Annotated in this window: 17 protein-coding genes; 15 read left to right on the top strand and 2 right to left on the bottom strand. The window is 47.4% G+C overall.

Annotated elements, in window-relative coordinates; all coding sequences use genetic code 11:
- The first annotated feature begins 37 nt into the window (after window positions 1–37).
- The 7 genes from BFC18_RS06905 (at window position 38) to BFC18_RS06875 (ending at window position 9,202) form a co-directional block, all read left to right on the top strand.
- Window positions 38–1,225: a thiamine pyrophosphate-dependent dehydrogenase E1 component subunit alpha gene (locus BFC18_RS06905; protein WP_070124683.1), complete on the top strand. Its 1,188-nt coding sequence runs from the start codon at window positions 38–40 to the stop codon at window positions 1,223–1,225.
- The gene (locus tag BFC18_RS06900; protein WP_070124681.1) at window positions 1,225–2,202 is read left to right on the top strand and encodes an alpha-ketoacid dehydrogenase subunit beta; all 978 of its coding nucleotides are present in this window, start codon (window positions 1,225–1,227) and stop codon (window positions 2,200–2,202) included. Before BFC18_RS06905 ends, BFC18_RS06900 begins: the two co-directional genes overlap by 1 nt.
- A gap of 10 nt (window positions 2,203–2,212) precedes the next feature.
- On the top strand, window positions 2,213–3,967 hold the full coding sequence (locus BFC18_RS06895) for a dihydrolipoyllysine-residue acetyltransferase (protein WP_070124680.1): 1,755 nt from the start codon (window positions 2,213–2,215) through the stop codon (window positions 3,965–3,967).
- Window positions 3,968–4,061: 94 nt separating this feature from the next.
- Window positions 4,062–4,919, top strand: a complete 858-nt coding sequence (locus BFC18_RS06890) for a 23S rRNA (adenine(2030)-N(6))-methyltransferase RlmJ (protein ID WP_070124726.1) — start codon at window positions 4,062–4,064, stop codon at window positions 4,917–4,919.
- Complete coding sequence (locus tag BFC18_RS06885; RefSeq protein ID WP_070124679.1) at window positions 4,916–6,772, top strand: serine/threonine protein kinase; 1,857 nt, start codon at window positions 4,916–4,918, stop codon at window positions 6,770–6,772. Before BFC18_RS06890 ends, BFC18_RS06885 begins: the two co-directional genes overlap by 4 nt.
- Complete coding sequence (tesB, locus tag BFC18_RS06880; protein WP_070124677.1) at window positions 6,765–7,625, top strand: acyl-CoA thioesterase II; 861 nt, start codon at window positions 6,765–6,767, stop codon at window positions 7,623–7,625. Before BFC18_RS06885 ends, tesB begins: the two co-directional genes overlap by 8 nt.
- A 455-nt stretch (window positions 7,626–8,080) precedes the next feature.
- The gene (locus BFC18_RS06875) at window positions 8,081–9,202 is read left to right on the top strand and encodes a pyridoxal-phosphate-dependent aminotransferase family protein (protein WP_245680354.1); all 1,122 of its coding nucleotides are present in this window, start codon (window positions 8,081–8,083) and stop codon (window positions 9,200–9,202) included.
- Window positions 9,203–9,247: 45 nt separating this feature from the next.
- Here BFC18_RS06875 and BFC18_RS06870 read toward each other — a convergent pair whose 3' ends face one another.
- Both BFC18_RS06870 and BFC18_RS06865 read right to left on the bottom strand, forming a co-directional pair.
- Complete coding sequence (locus BFC18_RS06870; RefSeq protein ID WP_070124675.1) at window positions 9,248–9,988, bottom strand: DUF3307 domain-containing protein; 741 nt, start codon at window positions 9,986–9,988, stop codon at window positions 9,248–9,250.
- Between the two features lie 6 nt (window positions 9,989–9,994).
- Entirely contained in the window at window positions 9,995–10,627 is a 633-nt protein-coding gene (locus BFC18_RS06865; RefSeq protein WP_070124674.1) for an adenylate/guanylate cyclase domain-containing protein, read from the bottom strand.
- Window positions 10,628–10,931: 304 nt separating this feature from the next.
- On the opposite strand from BFC18_RS06865, the gene BFC18_RS06860 reads away from it, so the two are divergent.
- The 8 genes from BFC18_RS06860 (at window position 10,932) to nhaC (ending at window position 19,338) form a co-directional block, all read left to right on the top strand.
- Entirely contained in the window at window positions 10,932–12,161 is a 1,230-nt protein-coding gene (locus BFC18_RS06860; RefSeq protein ID WP_070124672.1) for a nucleoside recognition domain-containing protein, read from the top strand.
- A 59-nt stretch (window positions 12,162–12,220) separates the two neighbouring features.
- Complete coding sequence (locus BFC18_RS06855; RefSeq protein ID WP_070124671.1) at window positions 12,221–12,922, top strand: SIMPL domain-containing protein; 702 nt, start codon at window positions 12,221–12,223, stop codon at window positions 12,920–12,922.
- A 13-nt stretch (window positions 12,923–12,935) separates the two neighbouring features.
- Window positions 12,936–13,391 (top strand): GAF domain-containing protein, encoded by a 456-nt coding sequence (locus BFC18_RS06850; RefSeq protein WP_070124670.1) that lies wholly within the window; start codon window positions 12,936–12,938, stop codon window positions 13,389–13,391.
- Window positions 13,388–13,678, top strand: coding sequence for a hypothetical protein (locus tag BFC18_RS06845; RefSeq protein WP_070124669.1), 291 nt, complete (start codon window positions 13,388–13,390; stop codon window positions 13,676–13,678). Before BFC18_RS06850 ends, BFC18_RS06845 begins: the two co-directional genes overlap by 4 nt.
- A gap of 17 nt (window positions 13,679–13,695) precedes the next feature.
- Entirely contained in the window at window positions 13,696–14,355 is a 660-nt protein-coding gene (gene proQ / locus BFC18_RS06840; protein WP_070124667.1) for an RNA chaperone ProQ, read from the top strand.
- Window position 14,356: 1 nt separating this feature from the next.
- Entirely contained in the window at window positions 14,357–16,408 is a 2,052-nt protein-coding gene (gene prc, locus BFC18_RS06835) for a carboxy terminal-processing peptidase (RefSeq protein ID WP_070124666.1), read from the top strand.
- A gap of 93 nt (window positions 16,409–16,501) precedes the next feature.
- On the top strand, window positions 16,502–17,836 hold the full coding sequence (locus BFC18_RS06830) for a sodium-dependent transporter (RefSeq protein WP_070124665.1): 1,335 nt from the start codon (window positions 16,502–16,504) through the stop codon (window positions 17,834–17,836).
- Between the two features lie 26 nt (window positions 17,837–17,862).
- Window positions 17,863–19,338 (top strand): Na+/H+ antiporter NhaC, encoded by a 1,476-nt coding sequence (gene nhaC, locus BFC18_RS06825; protein ID WP_070124663.1) that lies wholly within the window; start codon window positions 17,863–17,865, stop codon window positions 19,336–19,338.
- Window positions 19,339–19,348: the final 10 nt, after the last annotated feature.

Raw genomic sequence — 19,348 nt, 5'->3', positions numbered from 1 at the left:
ATATTGCCATTGTGCATCACTCAATGAGGGCTTAGTTGTGCAGGACAGAAATCATCTCGCCAGCGTAAAAACCACCCATCAGGTAAAAATAATAGAAAATGGCCTGATAGACATTCCTATGCTGCAAATCTTGCAGCCTGATGGCAGTTTGCATGCGCAGGCTGACACACCAGATATAGCCAAAGAAACCGCAACCCGTATGCTGGATGTAATGCAATATATTCGCATATTGGACGAGCGCATGGTGGGTGCCCAGCGACAGGGCCGGATCAGCTTTTATCTGGCTTCAACAGGAGAAGAAGCCGCAGCAGTGGCCAGTGCCGCAGCGCTATCTGAAAACGACATGATCATGTCGCAGTACCGTGAACAAGGGGCGTTAGCCTGGCGCGGTTACCGTACCGAACAATTTATGAATCAAATGTTCAGTAACGAAAAAGACCCCAATAAAGGTCGGCAAATGCCTATTCACTATGGTGACAAGGCGCTTAACTTTATGACGATTTCATCACCGTTAGGTACCCAAATTCCGCAGGCGTCGGGTTATGCCTACGGTCAGAAAATGGCGGGCAAAGAAGCCATTACCATTTGTTACTTTGGTGAAGGCGCTGCATCTGAAGGCGATTTTCATGCGGGTCTTAATATGGCGGCTGTACTACATTGCCCGGTAATATTCTTCTGCCGCAATAATGGCTACGCCATTTCAACCCCTGCAGAAGAACAGTTCGCCGGTGACGGTATTGCCTCCCGAGGTATTGGTTATGGCGTGAAAACCATACGTGTAGACGGCAATGATCCCCTAGCCATTTATGCTGCTACCCGACGGGCTAGAGAAATCGCGCTCAGTGATTCCTGCCCGGTATTGATTGAAGCGATGACATATCGCCTGGCAGCGCACTCCACGTCCGATGATCCAAGCGGCTATCGCTCTAAAAACGAAGAGGAAAAGTGGCGTCTTAAAGATCCGATTTTGCGCTTGAGCAAATGGCTGGAAAATAAGGGCTGGCTCGATATCGACGCTTTCGAAAAGCAAAAATCGCAAACCAGAGAGCAAGTGCTGGCTGCACTGAAGGAAGCGGAGAAAGTGCCCGTTAACCCCATCGATGATTTAGTCACCGATGTTTTAGACCACGTACCCTGGCATTTAAAAGATCAACTTCAGTCGCTCAAACAACATATTGCCAAATATCCTGATAACTATCCTAAAACAGCAGGGAGAATAAAGTAATGGCGAAAATGAACCTGCTGCAGGCAATTAATAACGCCCTCATCACCGTAATGACAGAAGATGAACGGGTGATGGTGTTTGGTGAAGATGTGGGCCATTTCGGTGGTGTTTTTCGAGCTACCAGCCATCTTCAGGAAAAATTTGGGAAGGGACGCTGTTTTAATACACCGCTCACCGAACAGGGCATTATCGGGTTCGCTAACGGACTCGCAGCACAGGGCTCAGTGCCTGTGGCTGAAATCCAGTTTGGCGATTATATCTTTCCGGCCTTCGACCAAATCGTCAATGAAACCGCTAAATTTCGCTACCGTTCAGGGGGGCAGTTCAGTTGCGGTACGTTAACCATCAGAACACCTTACGGTGGCGGCATTTCCGGCGGTCATTACCACAGCCAGTCGCCAGAAGCTTTTTTTGCACATTGCCCCGGCTTGCGAATTGTGGTGCCGCGTAACCCATATCAAGCGAAAGGCTTGTTGCTAGCATCAATACGAGACGACAACCCAGTACTGTTTATGGAGCCTAAACGCCTCTATCGGGCGTCTGTGTGCGATGTACCAGAAGATGATTATGAATTACCACTCGGTAAAGCAGACATTGTGCAGGAGGGTAAAGATATCACGTTGGTGGGCTGGGGCGCACAAATCGAAATTCTCCAGAAGGCTGCAGAGAGAGCGCTGGAAGATGGCATTAATTGCGAAATCATCGATTTACGTAGCATTGCGCCATGGGATGCCGAGACAGTCGCAGGATCCGTAATGAAAACCGGGCGATTATTAATTAATCACGAAGCGCCGTTAACCGGCGGTTTTGCCAGTGAAATTGCCGCCACCATTCAAGACAAGTGCTTTCTGTATTTGGAAGCCCCCGTAGCCCGGGTTTGCGGCCTGGATACGCCGTATCCACTTTCTCACGAGAAAGAATACATGCCGGATGAGCTAAAGACGTACGAATCTATTGTAAAAACCATGCATTATTAAGGGCAAACTGATGAATACTGAATTTATTTTGCCTGATATTGGCGAAGGGATCGTTGAATGTGAGCTGCTGGAATGGCTGGTGGCTGAAGGTGATGTGATTGAAGAAGACCAACCGGTCGCTGAAGTGATGACAGACAAAGCCACAGTGCAAATTCCGGCCATGCATGCAGGTACCGTGCGCACACTTCATTATCAACCGGGTGATATTGCGAAAGTACATGCTCCACTTTTTGCCATGACGGTAGCGAATATCGATGTTGTACACGAATGTGCTTCACACAACACCGCTTCACTCGACAGTGCTTCACTCGACAGTGCTTCACACGACGTAAAGGCCCATGGCGTTGCTGCGTCAGAAGATGAGCGAACTGATGCAACTCAAACTGAAGAAAAGCCTATCACGTCAGATTCCACCTCTAATCAGGCTGAAGACTTTCTGCTTCCTGATATTGGTGAGGGTATTGTTGAGTGCGAAATTGTCACTTGGCAGGTGACTGAGGGCGATCAAGTTGCCGAAGATCAGGTCATCGTGGAAGTGATGACAGATAAAGCTGTGGTTGAAATTCCAGCCAAACATGCTGGCATAGTAAGCCGTCTTTATTATAAGGAAGGTGAAATTGCCAAAGTCCACGCCCCCTTATTTTCTCTACTCGCTGACAATGTTAACGCATCCGCAGGTCCTGATAAGCCACCGCAGGAGCTGCAATCGCCAGATCAGCCGTTGCAAGGTCAAGAATCACAGGTGCCATCACAGGGGCATCAATTAAATCGAACTGAAGCAGCCGATCCGAAAGCGTCATCGAGGGAGGGCCAATTCGAGCCACCGGTGGTCATACCGGGTAAAGTGCTTGCTAGTCCGGCCGTGCGTCGTGTTGCCCGTGAAAAGCAAATAGATTTAGCAACCGTCAAAGGAACGGGTAAAAAAGGCAGGGTCCTCAAGCAGGATGTAGTTGCGCTTAGCGAGGTGTCGTCATCTACATCATCGTCAGTTTCGCAAAGCCATAAGTCTGGTCAATCGACTTCCCATGCTGCAACAGAACGTCAGACTTCTGTGGGAGGAAACTGCCGCACTGAGAAAGTTCGCGGCGTGCAGGCGGCGATGGCTAAACAGATGCAGTTATCTGTGCAAACCATTCCGCATTTTAGTGTGAGTGATGAGTTGCAAATGGACAACTTAATTGCGCTTCGTAATGAGCTAAAGCCTGTTTTTGAAGGTCAGGGGGTTAAGCTCAGTTTTATGCCGTTCTTTATTAAAGCCCTGTCATTGGCTTTAACTGAATTTCCCATCCTGAATAGTCAGCTCAATGATGACGCCACAGAGCTGACCTGTTTCGATGACCATAACATCGGTTTTGCGGTAGACAGTAAAATCGGTTTGTTGGTACCTAACATAAAGCGAGTACAGGATTTATCGCTGTTCGATTTGGCTAAGCAAATGCAGCAACTTATTGATCAGGCCAGAGAAGGAAAATTACCCGGTGAGTCATTGAAAGGCGGAACTATTTCTATTTCCAACATCGGTGTGTTGGGCGGCATTACGGCCACGCCGGTCATTAACAAACCGGAAGCTGCGATTGTTGCACTGGGTAAAACCCAGAAGCTCCCTCGGTTTGACGAGGAGGGAACTGTTACTGCCCAACATATCATGCAGGTAAATTGGTCTGGCGACCATCGCATTATTGATGGTGCTACCATGGTGCGCTTCAATAATTTGTGGTGCAGCTACCTGAAAGCGCCTTCGACAATGCTCATGCATCTGCGCTAACTAGAGGTTAAAGAGGAGCGATGGCTCCTCTTTCTGTGCTCGTACAGGTTTCATGTTACAATGCGCATTCCTCTTCATTCGTAACGGATTGTTTGTGCTAAGTTATAAACATGCCTTTCATGCCGGTAATCACGCAGATGTGATTAAACACATGTGCTGGTTAGGTGTGATCAACTACCTCAAGAAAAAAGAAAAGCCTTTTACCTTATTCGACACCCATTCAGGGGCAGGCTGTTATCCGCTAAACAGCGAACAAACCCAGAAAAATCGAGAATACGAAAGTGGTATCGATCCGCTGGCAAATGTTCAACCCAATGCTGAACTGCTGAAGATGTACCTGGATGCTATGGATTTTTATTGGCAGCAACAGCAGTATCCCGGCTCTCCACTGATTGCCACGCGTGCATTACGTCCACAAGACAGTGCCCACTATATGGAACTGCATCCAAATGAAGCTGATATATTAACTGACGTGATTCGTGGTGTCGGTATGGGCAACGCACACGTTCATCATCGTGACGGTTTGGAAGGGTTAATCGCGATGACGCCGCCCAACCCAAATCGTGGTGCTGTACTTATCGACCCGCCATATGAGCGGTTTGATGAATATCGCGAAGTCAAAGAGGCCGTCACAAAACTGTTCCGTCGCTGGCAAAACGCCCAATTGGTGCTGTGGTATCCGTTATTGTCTGCGCGAGCAGATAAAAAATCCGGTGTCAGCGAAGTCATGATTGAGGCACTTGCCGGCATGTCAAAAACAGCGTTTAGCGCAGAATTACACATCGATAAAAAAGAAAATGACACCGGTATGTATGGTTCTGGTGTGTTGGTCATGAACCCGCCATGGCAACTCGATGTACAGCTTGACGCCGCATTGAAGGAAGTGTGTGGTCATCTTGGGCCTAACGCTATCAGCAAGATACGCTGGTTGAAACAAGAGAGCGACCAGTGACACAAGTCCGTGGTATCCGGCATTTTTATATTCCTGAAGATCAATCAGTTTATTTGTTGTCACACAAAGATGCGGAAAAACTGAGAAACTGGGTTGAGCTTTGCACTCAGCAACTTCAGGCGCTGGGATACCGCGACATCGCATTGATTGGCAAAGGCGCCTTTGGTTTTGTGTTTGCCGGTGTGGCGCCTTCTGGTGAACAACTTGTGTTCAAATTCTCCCGTATCAATTTGCCTGAGCACGTGCAAGCCCGCTTAGAGGAAGAAGCCTTCATGCTTTCTCAGGTCGAACACGTTCGTGTGCCGGCACTGAAAGAATTCCAGCAAGTGGGCAAGCAGGCTATTTTGGTGATGGAACGGGCAAAGGGTTTGGATTTCGAACAAATCAGTTTGCAACAGGGCGCGTTGTCTCCTCGCATCATTGTTCGCCTCGCTGTGCAGCTTGGAGAAATTTTGCTGTCGTTACGTAGCCATCAAATGCGTAGCGAATTACGGCCCGTGGTTCATGGAGATATCAAACCTTCAAACCTGATGTGGGATGCCAGCAGTGAAACCGTTGGTTTGATTGACTGGGGATCATCGGTTTTTGCTCAGCTTGACGAGCATGGTCAACACGTTGGTAATAATGTGATGGATCTCATGTCCGGTGATATTCAGCAGACCAACTCCCGTCTTGGTGATGTCTATTTTATCGGTAATGAACAGTTAAATGGTGCGTTGTCTTCCCCCCGTTTCGATGAACAAGGGTTGGCGAGCACACTCTATGCGCTGGCGTCCGGTCAGTCATGTCGCTTTGGTACTGCGGTAATCACTCCGCGCGCGCTCGGACTGCCTAAAATGCTCGCAAACATCTTAGAGTATATGCTCAGCGATGATCCGATAAAACAACGTCAGGGGGGCGACTACTTTTTTAATCATTTGCATGTGTTTAAAAGTATGGTGTTTACCCAAGATAAGCGCGTTGATCACAAAGCAATGATACCCACCTGGTGCACGCCAGTGAGTAAAGATATAGAAACCGTGGTATACAGTTCGCGGAAATCATTTTTGCGCGAAGTGGCTTCTGTAACCGACAGCGATTTACGTTACATCAATGATGCGCAGTTCGATCGCTACTATAAAAATTACCTGCAAGGCATGGGGGAAACCGAGAAAGCGTTTATCGCAGCAGTGAGTCGTCTCGGTCGTTTTCCGGTAGTCGGTGGAATGGCTATTCGCTGGATGCCTGACGGTATCTACGTTGATTCAAGTTTAAACTTGTATGACGAATCATTGAAAATAGCTTTTGAGCAATCGGTCAATAATGTTATTACCCTTGCCAGGGCCATCCATCGCAAAGGCATTTTCAAATGCTGTTTGTTTAATGCTAAAGATACACTGCACATTGAACGAGCATGCGAAGACGAACCTTTTGTGCCTCATGCCAACTGCGTGATCCCGTTTGAATTGTCACGAATACCAGTGTTACAGGACAACAGTCGAACCCATTCTTATTTTGAAGATGGCGAGGACCCGGATGAACTGTTGCAACTGCCTGACAGTATTATGTCGGTATTGAAAGAACTAAACACGATTCATCACACGGGCTGTGTAATTTTCGAGGCGCTTCCCACTCACCTTAAAATACACAGTTATTACACCTTGCTCGACCACGAACAGCAGCAACGTTTTATCTTATTACTCGACAAACTGGTTGCTGCGGTTCCGGATATTACCGGCATCGGGCTTTCCGGTTTTATGAAATTACCGTATAAAGACACGCGCTATTTTGAGCACCGGGCCGAGTTACCCGAAAAATATTATCCGCGAAACCCCAAACAAGCGAACACGGAGACATCTGAATTCAATGGCTGATGTAAAACTTTCTTCACTGATGGAACTTGAAACTATCGAACAGGGCATTTACCGGGCACAGAGCTGGGATCTTGGCTTCCGGGCACTGTTTGGCGGCCAAGTTCTTGGACAGGCGTTGTCTGCGGCGTATAAAACGGTGGAAGAGGGCTTTGGTGCCCATTCATTTCATTCTTACTTTCTGTTACCAGGCGATGCAAAGAAGCCGGTGATGTACGATGTTGAAGTGGTGCGCAATGGTCGCAGTTTCTGTACTCGTCGGGTAAAAGCCATTCAGGAAGGCCGCAATATATTTTACATGACGGCATCGTTTCAATTACCGGAAGACGGTATGGAACATCAATTTGCTACAATGCCTGATGTGCCAGCACCAGAAGATATCACGCCGGATATTGCGTTTTACGAAGCCAATTTCGACAAGCTTGCCCGCCCTATGCAGGAAGCATTGAGCTATCATAAACCTATCGATATTCGTACTGTTGATGCGGTGAATTCATTTTCCGCTAAAAAGCGTGATCCCCAACGATACATCTGGTTACGGGCGCAGGAGTCACTTGAACCCGGCGCGCAAATCAATCAGGCCATGCTGGCCTATGCATCCGACTACCATTTTCTGAGCACAGCGCTACAACCTCACGGGGTGTCTATGGCCGACCGTGCTTTACGCATAGCTACCATCGATCACGCCATGTGGTTTCACAAGCCGGTTAATTTCAATGAGTGGTTGCTCTATGTGGCTGAAAGTCCGTTCAGTGGAAATTCGAGAGGCATCGTTAAAGGCCAGATTTTCAATCAGCAGGGTGAGCTTATTGCGTCGACCATGCAGGAAGGGCTGATGCGAAAAGTGGATAAATAGCCGTATTCTATCTGTATGGCATTTCTTCAGCAGAATAAAAATGGCCCAGAACTGTCGTTCCGGGCCTAGGGGAATGGCTCATTGCTGAGCCGTGCGCTAACTTTTACAAGGGAGAAGTATTGTGAAGTTATTCACAACGGACTGTAACTATAGAACAAAACCGCTCACTTTATAAACAATTTTTTGAAAAAATTTAGTTATACATTATCAGAGACTTATTTTGAGTTCCATCCCTGATTAAAAAACAACAGCTTATTTCTGGTCTGACTAGCCTACGGTGTGTTCAAAATTTACCCACAGGATGGTCACATTTTATTCAGTATTAGAGTGCTAATACCTGGTGAATGATCTATCTAGCTTCCCATTCATATTATTTATACTCGTGATGAGCAATTGTTCCATTGGAATGATAATGCCACAATAGTTTTACAGATAAATTGCAGCGAGGCACGACAATGACTACTCCTACGACTTTTATTCCACCTGAGCGTACCTTAATGGGGCCAGGTCCTTCAGATGTTTCTCCCCGCGTACTGAATGCAATGTGCCGTTCTACACTGGGTCACCTCGATCCTTTATTCGTAGAGCTGATGGATGAAACCAAAGCCTTACTACAATATGCATTTCGTACTGAAAATGCGCTGACAATGCCAGTTTCTGCTCCGGGTTCTGCCGGTATGGAAGCCTGTTTTGTGAATCTTGTTGAGCCTGGCGATAAAGTCATTGTTTGTATCAACGGTGTATTTGGTAACCGCATGGTGGAAAATGTTATCCGCTGTGGTGGTGAGGCGATTAAAATTGAAGATGACTGGGGAAATCAGTCAGATTTAAATAAAGTGGAAGACGCCCTGAAAGCCCATCCTGATGCAAAAATTCTGGCCTTTGTGCATGCAGAAACGTCAACTGGCGTACGTAACGATGCAGAAACGCTCTGCCGGTTAGCGCAACAATACGACTGCCTTACCATTGTTGACGCTGTGACATCATTGGGCGGTATCGATGTGAACGTAGACGGTTGGGGCATCGATGCCATTTATTCCGGTTCGCAGAAGTGTTTAAGTTGCGTTCCAGGTTTGTCGCCTGTTTCGTTTAGCGATCGTGCGGTGTCTGTAATCCAGAATCGTAAAACGCCCGTTCAGAGTTGGTTTCTTGATATGAACCTGATTGTGGGTTACTGGGGCCAGGGCGGAAAGCGTGCTTATCACCATACAGCGCCAGTGAATAGCATCTACGCGATGCATGAATCACTGGTGATGTTAAAAGAAGAAGGCTTAGAGAATGCCTGGGCTCGTCACCAGTCTGGACATAAAAAGTTGGTCGCGGGTCTTGAGAAACTGGGCCTTTCCATGGCGGTTGATGAAGCATACCGTTTACCGCAACTGAACTCCGTAGTTATTCCTGATGGTGTGGATGATGCTGAAGTGCGCAGCCGCCTGTTGAATGAATTTAATCTGGAGATCGGTGCGGGATTAGGCGCACTGGCAGGTAAAGTCTGGCGAATTGGCCTTATGGGCTATGCGTGCAAAGACCGCAATATTGATCATTGTGTGGCGAGTCTGGAAAAAGTGATTCGCTAAGTTCGATGACAAACACTCTTGAAAAGCCGCATTGAGCGGCTTTTTTTATCCTTTCAATGCCAGAATCAGCCAGCCAACAATTAACGCCACCGCAAAGCTCAATAATGTACCCAACATCATGTATTCCGTGAGTCGCATGTCTCGTTCGCGAGAGAGGTCGCCCACCCGGAAAACGGTTTTGGTGGCCACCAGAAAGCCCAACCCTGTGAATTCATCTACCAGAATAAAAGAGAGTGCGAGCAGGCGTTCCACATAACCTATCCAACGTCCCGCATTACTCAGGCTTTTTTGTTCTGGTGTTTGCTCATTTTGTTGTTTTAGTTTTTCGGTGTGTGTCGACAACAGCTGTCCAATAAGAATACTGGCGGGTTTGAAAATGATGATGTATCCAAGCACGTATAACAGGTTGTTTTTGGTGAGATAGGCGTCGGTATGAGTAATGACATCCCAAACCGGCTTTTCCTCAAGCAGTAATGCTACCAAGGCAATGACTGCAATGTGTGCCACTTGATCAATGACAAATGCGATGACACTGGTTCGGCCTGCTTTGGCCCAGTCGATTATAAAGTGCGTGGCGGTGATCAGTCCGCCTGCCATTAGCGCTTGATCAAGGGTGACATCAGCCAGCCACAATGCCACTAAAGCGAGTATGGCATGAACGCTGGCATGTAAATAGAGGGCAGGAGAGCGTACGCCTTTGTCGTTTCGGCTACTGATCCAGTTGTCTGGTTGCAGATAAAAGTCGCCGATAAAATGGGCGGCGATAAGTAGTAGAAACAGCGTCATTAAGCCTCATCCTTTTAGTGCATTAATGTAATCAATAAAGGGAGCCAGTAAGTCCCCACCGGCCGATTTTAGTCGCTCGCTGATATTCTGCCTTGAGGTATTGTTATTGTCAGCCAGAACTTGATGCGTTGGGAAGTTTTGTGACAAATATTGATACAGCAGATCCGCTTGTTTTTTACTGAGCCGGTTTAATACGTAGCTTAATTGACTACACATGATGTCCAGCGCGGTTTGTTGACCTTTTGTGCCTGATTGTCCTGGCGCTAAAATAACCCTGAATTCTCCTCCTCGGGTGTTATCCAGGGTTCGGCCTGATAACACAAAGGCTTCGCCGTTAGAGGTCCCGGGACTTGATTCCAACAGCGTACCTTCACCATACGCCAGGGCCTGTGTGCAGTTTACTGCAACCTCGCTCATCTGGCTGTTCAGATAGAGTCTGATGGTAAATAACGCATGAATGGCGTGCTTCGGGTCGGGAAATACAACCTGAAAGCCATCACCTCGAAACAGTTCATAGGTACAACCTGTTTGCTCTTGAAGGTGATTTAGCACCGTGGTGAGCGCATTGATGGTTTGCGTATAATGTGTCGATGACAATCGGGTCGATTCGACTAAATCACCGGTCAGCACAGCAATCATTTCGCCTCCTGGGTAACAGCATCATGGCTAATGATGGGTTTAATGCAAGGTTATAGTCTTGCTTTATTAAATGCAAGTCTATAACCTTGCTTTATTAAATGCAAGGCTCTGAGCTTGCAAGTGCGGATTAACGGTGAACGGAACCATTGTTATCACTTAATGTTGTGAATACAAATTACCGTCGCCTGGTATCAAGGGCCGCCAAGACGTTGAGGGCAAAAATAACCGCAAAAGTAGGCGAAATCAGCAGTACTGATCCGTTACACTGCCAGATAAAACCACTAAAAACCAAGAATAAGGGATTATGCTTCATCGCATCTGGCTTTCATTTATCGTTCTGGCATTTATCGCCACTGTCTGGCAAGCCTTTTTCGGCCATGCACCTGGTGGGTTTCAGGATGTCATGCAGTCTGTTACCAGTATGGCCCAGCTCAGTGTGGATATCGCCATTGGACTTATCGGCGTATTAGCGTTTTGGCTGGGGATATTTGAAGTGGCCGAGAAATCCGGCCTTATCAGTAAATTTTCTCGTGTACTGGCTCCTTTCCTTTGCCGCATTATGCCTGATATTCCTCGCAATCATCCTGCGCTTGGAAGCATCACCATGAACATGTCTGCCAATGTACTCGGGCTCGACAATGCGGCCACTCCCTTTGGCATAAAAGCCATGCAGGACATGCAATCATTGGCCACAGACAAGGAAACCCTGACAAACAGTCAGATCCTTTTCTTAGTACTGAATACCTCATCAGTCACTCTGTTTCCCATCGCGGTATTTTTGTATCGGGCAGAGCAGGGCGCTGCGCAACCTACGGATGTGTTTATCCCAATTTTATTGGCAACCAGTGCGTCCACACTAACCGGATTAATTGTCACGAGCCTGGTACAGCGGGTAAATCTATTTAATCGTGTCGTACTTTTTTATCTGGTAGGTCTGTTTGGTTTACTGGGTGCAGTTATCGTGTACTTCTCGAATTTGGCGGCCAGTGAACTGGCTTCACAATCGGCCATTGTTGCTAATTTTCTACTGTTTTTATTCATTGTGGTTGTGCTTGTTACCGGATGGAAGCGCAATCTCAATACCTATGAATTATTTATCGATGGCGCGAAAAAAGGCTTTAACGTGGCTATTTCTTTAATCCCTTTTCTATTAGCCATGCTCATTGCCATCGGCATGTTACGGGCCAGTGGCATTCTTGATATGGTCAGTACAGGTATTGCCTGGGCTGTTACTGCGGTAGGTGGCGACGCCCGCTTTGTAGATGCCTTGCCCACGGCCATCATGAAACCATTGAGTGGCAGCGGTGCCCGGGCGCTGATGATTGAAACCATGCAGCACCATGGCGCAGATTCATTTTCGGGGCGCCTCGCGTCAGTGCTACAAGGTTCAACGGAAACCACGTTTTATGTTCTGGCGGTTTATTTAGGCGCAGTGGGCATAAAACACGCTCGCTATGCCGTTGCGTGCTGCTTAGCTGCGGATTTCGCCGGAATATTTGCAGCGATTGTCGTGAGTTACTGGTTTTTCGGTTAAGCCCGTGTTCAGTTTACGTAGTGATAATGAGGACTTCTCTCAATAAAAGGTAATTCACTATGACCAAACGCATTTCTGTGCTCAAACCTGTTTCTTTAGCACTTGCACTGTGTCTTTCTTCGGCCATTGCCCAGGCCCAGACGACTGAACCTGCTATTCAGGTAAACGGAACCGGAAGTTATGCCGTTGTGCCCGATGCCTATACCATTACTTTCGTGATGGAAGAAAAAGGTGAAACGGTATCCAAACTGAACACTAAAATGCAGGATGACATGCAATCGGTACTTAAATTTCTGCTCAAAGAAGGTATAGAGGAGAAACATGTACAATCGATGCAAATCAGTCTGAATCCCTATTACGAGTCGACGTCACAAGGTCGTGAACAGCGAGGATTTGTCCTTAGCAGACAAATTCAGGTAACCGATACGGATATAAATCATTATGATCGTATCATTGACGGTGCTTTATCCCGCGGTATAGATCGTATACAAGGGTTTGAATTTATCGCCAGCCAGCAGGACAATGCCTATGAAAAGGCCTTGATAAATGCTGTTAAAGACGCAAAATTACGGGCTAGCCTGTTGGCCGACCAACTAGGCGTGAAAATTGGCAAGGTATTGTCGGTAACTGAAACAGGTAATAGCTATCCTATGCCGGTGATGAGAATGGAAATGTCAGCTAAAGCTGATTTCTCTTCGGCGATGCCCGGAGAACAAATGATCGAAGCCCGCGTTAACGTAAGCTTTGCGATTGATGAATAATTTGAGGTAATTTTTGAAAAGTACGCTTTACGCTGAATTACTGGCCCAGGCTAAAGGCCTGATGGCCGGAGAAGCCGACCTGATTGCGAATATGGCCAATCTCAGTGCACTCATGTTTAACCGTTTGGAAAACGTGAACTGGGCTGGTTTTTATCTTTATAAAGAAGAACAACTGGTACTTGGTCCGTTTCAGGGCCAACCGGCTTGTATTCGAATTCCCATGGGACGTGGTGTGTGCGGTACTGCCGCGGCCGAGCGAACCACCCAACTGGTAGAAGATGTTCACGCTTTTGATGGTCACATTGCCTGTGACGCTGCCTCAAACTCTGAAATCGTGATTCCACTGGTGTTGAATAACGAACTGATTGGCGTTCTTGATATAGACAGCCCAATTTACAGCCGCTTTGACGAAGACGATAAAATCGGCCTGGAAGCCTTAGCTGCTGCATTAATGGACAGTCAGCAATGAAAGAATACGTAGACATTCATGTTGTACTGGCAACGCCAGCCGACATGGAAGACAATTTCGATGAGCCGGAAGAGGCTGCTGAACGAATAAATTTTATTCTTCACTGCATTTACGACCGTGCTGACGAAGACGTTGATACCCAGTGGCTTGAGCGTTTATTGCACTACACTTGGGAAACATGGCATCAAACCGGCAATTTATTGGACATTGAGGACGATGAATTGCTTGATTGGGTTGACCACACGCTGGCAACTTGGGATGATGCTGACAATGAAGAAGATTATTAACCACACGTAAAGTATTGATGGAATCCACAGAGAAGTTTGCAAACAGTAAAGAAGTCATCGCCTTTCTGGCAGAAACCTTTCCAAACTGTTTTTCCACCGAGGGCGAAGCTCGACCTCTGAAAATTGGTATTTTTCAGGATTTGGCTGCACGCCTGGAAAACGAAGAACGCGTAAGCAAAACGCTATTGCGCTCAACGTTACGCCATTACACTAACAGCTGGCGCTATCTGCACAGCATCAAGGAAGGCGCATATCGTGTCGACCTCGATGGTAATCAGGACGCGCAGATTGAGCAGGAACACGCTGATCACGCCAAACAACAGTTGGATGAAAGCAAAGCGAAAGCGGCTGAAAAGCGCAAAGCTAAGCAAAAGCCAGCCGGCGATAAGCGACCTCCCCAACGTCGTCCACGTAGCGAAAACGGCCAAAAGCCTCAGCCGCGGGTGAACAAGGGAACTAAATCCAATTCTGAAAGACCAACTAGAACACCCCCTGCAAAATTAACAGATGCAGATTGCCAGCCAGGCACCGCGGTTACCGTAAAACTCGGTAAAGCGCCAATGCCAGCAGTTATCACTGAAGTAGCCAAAGACGGTATTCACGTTCAACTCGATTCAGGCATGGTGGTGAAAGTTAACGCAGACGCGTTACGTTTGGCTAATACCAAGAGGTCGTAATATGAAAGAACTCCTTCGCATTTCCATTGCCAGTGCATTCCTCACCGTAGGAGTGGGAGCTGGAGCCACTACCACCACAGAGCAGGCAGACGATACGCTGCCGGTACTGGAGCAGGAAACGCAACATAGCGTTGCTGCAAAACGGGTAGGGGCACTGTTCACACGGGCGCATTACAAGGAAATTGCGTTGGATGACGCCCTCTCTGAAAAAATCTACGATCGTTTCCTGCGCTCGCTCGACAGTAACAAACAAGTGTTATTGCAGTCTGATATTGATGATTTCGCAAAGTATCGCGATGCATTTGATGAAGCGCTGGCAAGAGGCAACTTGTCGGTTGCGTACGACATGTACAATGTGAGTGCCAAGCGTCGGGTAGAGCGATTCGAGTATGCGTTAAGCTTGCTTGACGAAGAATTCGATTTTGAAAAAGAAGGCGACAAGTTTTATTACGATCGCGAAGAGGCCAGCTGGCCAGCAAACGAAACCGAGCTTAACGAGTTATGGCGTCAGCGTGTTAAATACGACGCGCTGAACCTGATCATGGCTGATAAAACCTGGGAAGAAGCAAAAGACTTACTGACCAAGCGATATCAGCGGGCAATTAAGCGTTTACAGCAAGCAGAAAGTGAAGACGTGTTCCAAACCGTCATGAACTCTTTTGCTCGCAGTGTGGAAGCGCACACCAGTTACCTTTCCCCTCGTAACGCCGATCGTTTCCAAATGGAAATGAACCTGTCTTTTGAAGGGATTGGTGCGGTACTGCAGAGTGAAGATGATTTCACGGTAATTAAAAGTATTGTGCCAGGCGGCCCGGCTGACAAATCGAATGCACTGAAGCCAGAAGATAAAATCATCGGCGTGGCGCAAGATGATGAAGAATTCGTCGATGTTGTTGGCTGGCGTCTGGATGAAGTCGTTGACTTGATTAAGGGGCCAAAAGGCAGCACGGTGCGTTTGCAGGTTCAAAAAGGGGCTTCTGACAGTAAATCTATGGCGGTTGTCAGCATGACGCGCGACAAGATTAAATTGGAAGACCGCGCTGCGAAAGGTGAAGTTTATGAGCCTGAAACAGGGCCATATGCGGGCGAGAAATTAGGGGTTATTACGATTCCCAGTTTCTACAACAACCTTAGCGTTGATGTGAAAAAAGAGCTGGATACGCTGAAAGCCCAAGACGTTAAAGGCATCATTGTTGATTTACGTGGTAACGGTGGTGGTTCACTTACCGAAGCAACCTTATTGACCGGTTTATTCATTGAAAAAGGTCCGGTTGTACAAATTCGCTACGGTGAAGGCAAGGTAAGTGTTAATCGCGATACTGACGGGCTGGTTACCTACGATGGGCCGCTGACAGTTCTGGTTGACCGTTACAGCGCATCTGCGTCTGAGATTTTCGCGGCAGCCATGCAAGATTACAGTCGTGCTTTAATTGTGGGTGAACAAACCTTTGGTAAAGGTACGGTTCAGCAGCATCGTGGCTTAGGCCGGATTTACGACCTTTATGAAAATCCACTCGGCAGCGTTCAGTTCACCATTGCGAAATTCTACCGTATTGATGGCGGCAGTACGCAGCATAAAGGTGTTGTACCAGACATTAAGTACCCGTCACCTATCGATCCGGCTGACTGGGGAGAAAGTCAGGAAGAAAACGCGTTACCGTGGGACAGTATCGACCGTGCTAATTACACCACTTTTGGAGATAGCCAAAGTGCACTGGATGTATTGGCCGCCAAGCACAGCGCCCGGGTGATGAAAGATCCCGAGTTCATTTATCTTGCTGAAGATATTGATGAGTACAAGAAGAATAAAGACAAAGAATTTATCTCTCTTGTGAAGTCCGAGCGCGAAGCGAAAAAAGACGAAGCGCGCGAGCACGATTTGAAGCGTGCCAATGAGCGCTTAGCACGAATGGGCAAAGAGCCGGTGGAATCTTTAGACGACTTACCTGAAGATTTAGAAGAACTGGATCCGTTCCTCGATGAAGCAGCAAATATCACTTACGATATGCTGGATACCGGTAAGTACGCAATTCATCAACAAAAAACGCAATAATATCAAGACTACAGGGGCTGGTGCCAAGGCCAGCCCCTTTTTTGTGTCTATAAGAAAAATAAAACACTACAACAATAATAAAGGGAAACATCCATGGCAACGCGAGGTGAATTTTCATCACGGATAGGCTTCGTTCTGGCTGCAGCTGGATCAGCGGTGGGACTGGGAAATATATGGGGCTTTCCTACACAAGTTGCGACCAACGGTGGCGCCGCATTTGTATTAGTGTACCTGCTACTGGCCTTCGTATTGGCTTATCCGGTACTCATGGCAGAGTTGATCATTGGTCGTTCTACCCGGTCCAATATGGTCGATGCGCTAACAAAAATATCCGGTAACGTCACAGGAACGCTAACTGGCCTATGGGGCTGTTTGACTGTTTCCGGCATTCTTGCTTTCTATGCCATTGTGGGCGGTTGGATGTTGTCATTTTTCTTAGACGGCATTGTTCGCGCGCTTGGGCTAAACGACCTGTCACCGTGGATCACGGAATTCTCTACTTCCAGAAATATTCTATTTTGCCTCTGTTTCATGATTATGACGGCGGGCATCGTTTTGGGTGGTGTGAAATCCGGGATTGAAAAATGGTCAGTGCGTTTAATGCCGTCACTGGTGGTTATCATTCTTGCGTTGATCGTTTATGTGAGTCTGCAACCCGGTGCAGGTGAAGGATGGGCAGCGTACCTGTTGCCAGACTTTAGCCGCGTGACGGATCCAGACTTGCTTATAAGTGCCATGGGCCAAGCGTTCTTCTCTATGTCTTTGGGCGTCGGTACCATGCTGGTTTACGGCTCTTATGTTTCGAAGAAAGAAAACCTGCCTTCCATCGGTATGTGGGTTGCACTGGTAGATATCGGCGTGGCTATCATTGCCGGTATGCTGATCATTCCTGCAATGTACGTTGCATTAAATAACGGCGTAGAAATCTTTAATGCAGACGGCGCGCTTATAGACGGCGACCAACTAATTTTTACCGTATTACCGGCATTATTTAACACCATCGGCACCGTAGGCATATACGTATCCATCGCATTCTTTGCACTGATGGTGATTGCTTCGTTAACCTCTTCTATTTCTATGCTGGAAGTACCCGTTGCTTATTTGGTAGAAAACCATAAGAAAAAACGCAGTACCGCGGTGTGGATCATGGCGGCAATTATTTTTGTTTCCAGTTGTACCATTATTCTCAATTTCGACGCTTTGTTTGTATTGGTGATCACCGCCACCACTGAGTACAGCCAGCCGTTGCTTGGTTTGGTTCTGTGTATTTTCGCGGGTTGGGTATGGCGAAGAAATGCCATTCTCGAAGAGCTAAAAGACGGCTTTGCGGAAGCGGAACATAGTGTGTTCTGGAAAATCTGGCCCTGGTATGTGAAGTTCGTCTGTCCGGTGGTTATCTTCCTGATGTTTACTCGTTCGGTTCTGTAAGTTTCATAATAAGAGTCATAACTACAATGAAAAAGACAATAAAAGATCCTTCACTTCTCGACGCACTTATTCCTATTGTCGCGCTTGTTATCATGATGGGAAGCGCGGTTTATCTGTTTGCAGACAACTCGTCTTACGGTCCTAATCAGATTGCACTGTTATTAGGAACGGGACTCGCAGCCATCATCGGTATGAAAAACGGCCATAGCTGGAAAGAAATAGAAGCGGGTATCGTTAAAGGTATTTCGATGGCACTGGGCGCTTGTTTGATTCTTCTGGCGGTGGGCTCCCTCATTGGTACCTGGATGTTAGCAGGCACCGTACCTACGTTGATTTACTATGGCCTTGAGCTGTTAAATCCCTCGTTTTTCTACGCCGCTACTTGTTTGATTTGTGCGGTGGTCGCTATGAGCATTGGTAGCTCCTGGACCACAGCAGCCACAGTGGGTGTAGCGCTCATGGGCGTGGCTACCGGTATGGATATGTCACCGGCGATTACGGCTGGCGCCGTGGTGTCTGGCTCTTATTTTGGTGACAAAATTTCACCACTGTCTGAAACTACCAACCTGGCACCGGCTGTGGCAGGTACGGATTTATTTGAGCATATCCGTTACATGCTTTGGACAACCATTCCTAGTTTCATCATTGCCCTTATTCTGTTCACGATACTGGGATTTTCTGAAACGAACGCTGCGTCGTTAGCGCGTATCGAACAAATGCAAACGCTATTGGCTGAATCCTTTAATTTGGGTTGGTATATGCTAATCCCGTTGGTTGTCTTATTAACCCTTGCCGTACGTAAAATGCCGGCTTTTCCTGCGGTTTCAATTGGCGCCTTGTTGGGTGGAATTTGGGCAATTGTCTTTCAGGGCGATGTGGTGGCTGGAATGGCAGACAGTGCAGACTCAGAAGCCATCGGTACCTTGAAAGTGGTTTGGACGGCGTTGTTCGATGGCGTAAGTTTCTCCACCCCAGATGAAAACCTGAATGCGCTGCTTAGCCGCGGCGGTATGTCTTCAATGCTGAATACGATCTGGCTGATTATTTGTGCCATGTCCTTTGGTGCGGTACTTGAGCGAGTCGGGCTGCTAAAACGTGCGGTGAGCGCTATCCTTATTGGCGCAAAATCTGCTGGTGATATGATTAGCCGTACCATACTTACCTGTCTTGGCACTAACCTGGTGACTGCCGATCAGTATATGTCCATTGTTATGCCAGGCCGGATGTACAAACAGGAATTTGAAAAACGGGGATTAAACCAACTCAACCTTTCCCGCAGTTTGGAAGATGGCGGAACACTGACGTCGCCGTTGATCCCGTGGAACACCTGTGGTGCCTACATGCAAGGTGTTTTGATGGTGCACCCGTTTGAGTACATCTTTTACACGTTCTTCAACGTAATTAATCCTATCCTCGCAGTCATTTATGCGTATCTGGGCATTAAGATCCTTCGCCTGGAGCCTCCGTTCCCAAGCAGTGAAGACAAAGGGGAGCGCGCATAGTTTTTCTTTT

Source organism: Alteromonas confluentis (assembly GCF_001757105.1).
Taxonomy (GTDB): Bacteria; Pseudomonadota; Gammaproteobacteria; order Enterobacterales; family Alteromonadaceae; genus Alteromonas; species Alteromonas confluentis.
The sequence above is the reverse complement of the archived record's forward strand: the minus strand, read 5'-3'. Positions and strand labels throughout refer to the sequence as shown.

What these genes read in the sequence shown, in the direction of transcription:
- prc (WP_070124666.1), top strand. Translation starts at nt 14,357, where the DNA reads ATGAAAGAACTCCTTCGCATTTCCATTGCCAGTGCATTCCTCACCGTA.
- BFC18_RS06895 (WP_070124680.1), top strand. Translation starts at nt 2,213, where the DNA reads ATGAATACTGAATTTATTTTGCCTGATATTGGCGAAGGGATCGTTGAA.
- nhaC (WP_070124663.1), top strand. Translation starts at nt 17,863, where the DNA reads ATGAAAAAGACAATAAAAGATCCTTCACTTCTCGACGCACTTATTCCT.
- BFC18_RS06865 (WP_070124674.1), bottom strand. Translation starts at nt 10,627, where the DNA reads ATGATTGCTGTGCTGACCGGTGATTTAGTCGAATCGACCCGATTGTCA.
- BFC18_RS06855 (WP_070124671.1), top strand. Translation starts at nt 12,221, where the DNA reads ATGACCAAACGCATTTCTGTGCTCAAACCTGTTTCTTTAGCACTTGCA.
- BFC18_RS06870 (WP_070124675.1), bottom strand. Translation starts at nt 9,988, where the DNA reads ATGACGCTGTTTCTACTACTTATCGCCGCCCATTTTATCGGCGACTTT.
- BFC18_RS06830 (WP_070124665.1), top strand. Translation starts at nt 16,502, where the DNA reads ATGGCAACGCGAGGTGAATTTTCATCACGGATAGGCTTCGTTCTGGCT.
- proQ (WP_070124667.1), top strand. Translation starts at nt 13,696, where the DNA reads ATGGAATCCACAGAGAAGTTTGCAAACAGTAAAGAAGTCATCGCCTTT.
- BFC18_RS06900 (WP_070124681.1), top strand. Translation starts at nt 1,225, where the DNA reads ATGGCGAAAATGAACCTGCTGCAGGCAATTAATAACGCCCTCATCACC.
- BFC18_RS06875 (WP_245680354.1), top strand. Translation starts at nt 8,081, where the DNA reads ATGACTACTCCTACGACTTTTATTCCACCTGAGCGTACCTTAATGGGG.
- BFC18_RS06845 (WP_070124669.1), top strand. Translation starts at nt 13,388, where the DNA reads ATGAAAGAATACGTAGACATTCATGTTGTACTGGCAACGCCAGCCGAC.
- tesB (WP_070124677.1), top strand. Translation starts at nt 6,765, where the DNA reads ATGGCTGATGTAAAACTTTCTTCACTGATGGAACTTGAAACTATCGAA.
- BFC18_RS06860 (WP_070124672.1), top strand. Translation starts at nt 10,932, where the DNA reads ATGCTTCATCGCATCTGGCTTTCATTTATCGTTCTGGCATTTATCGCC.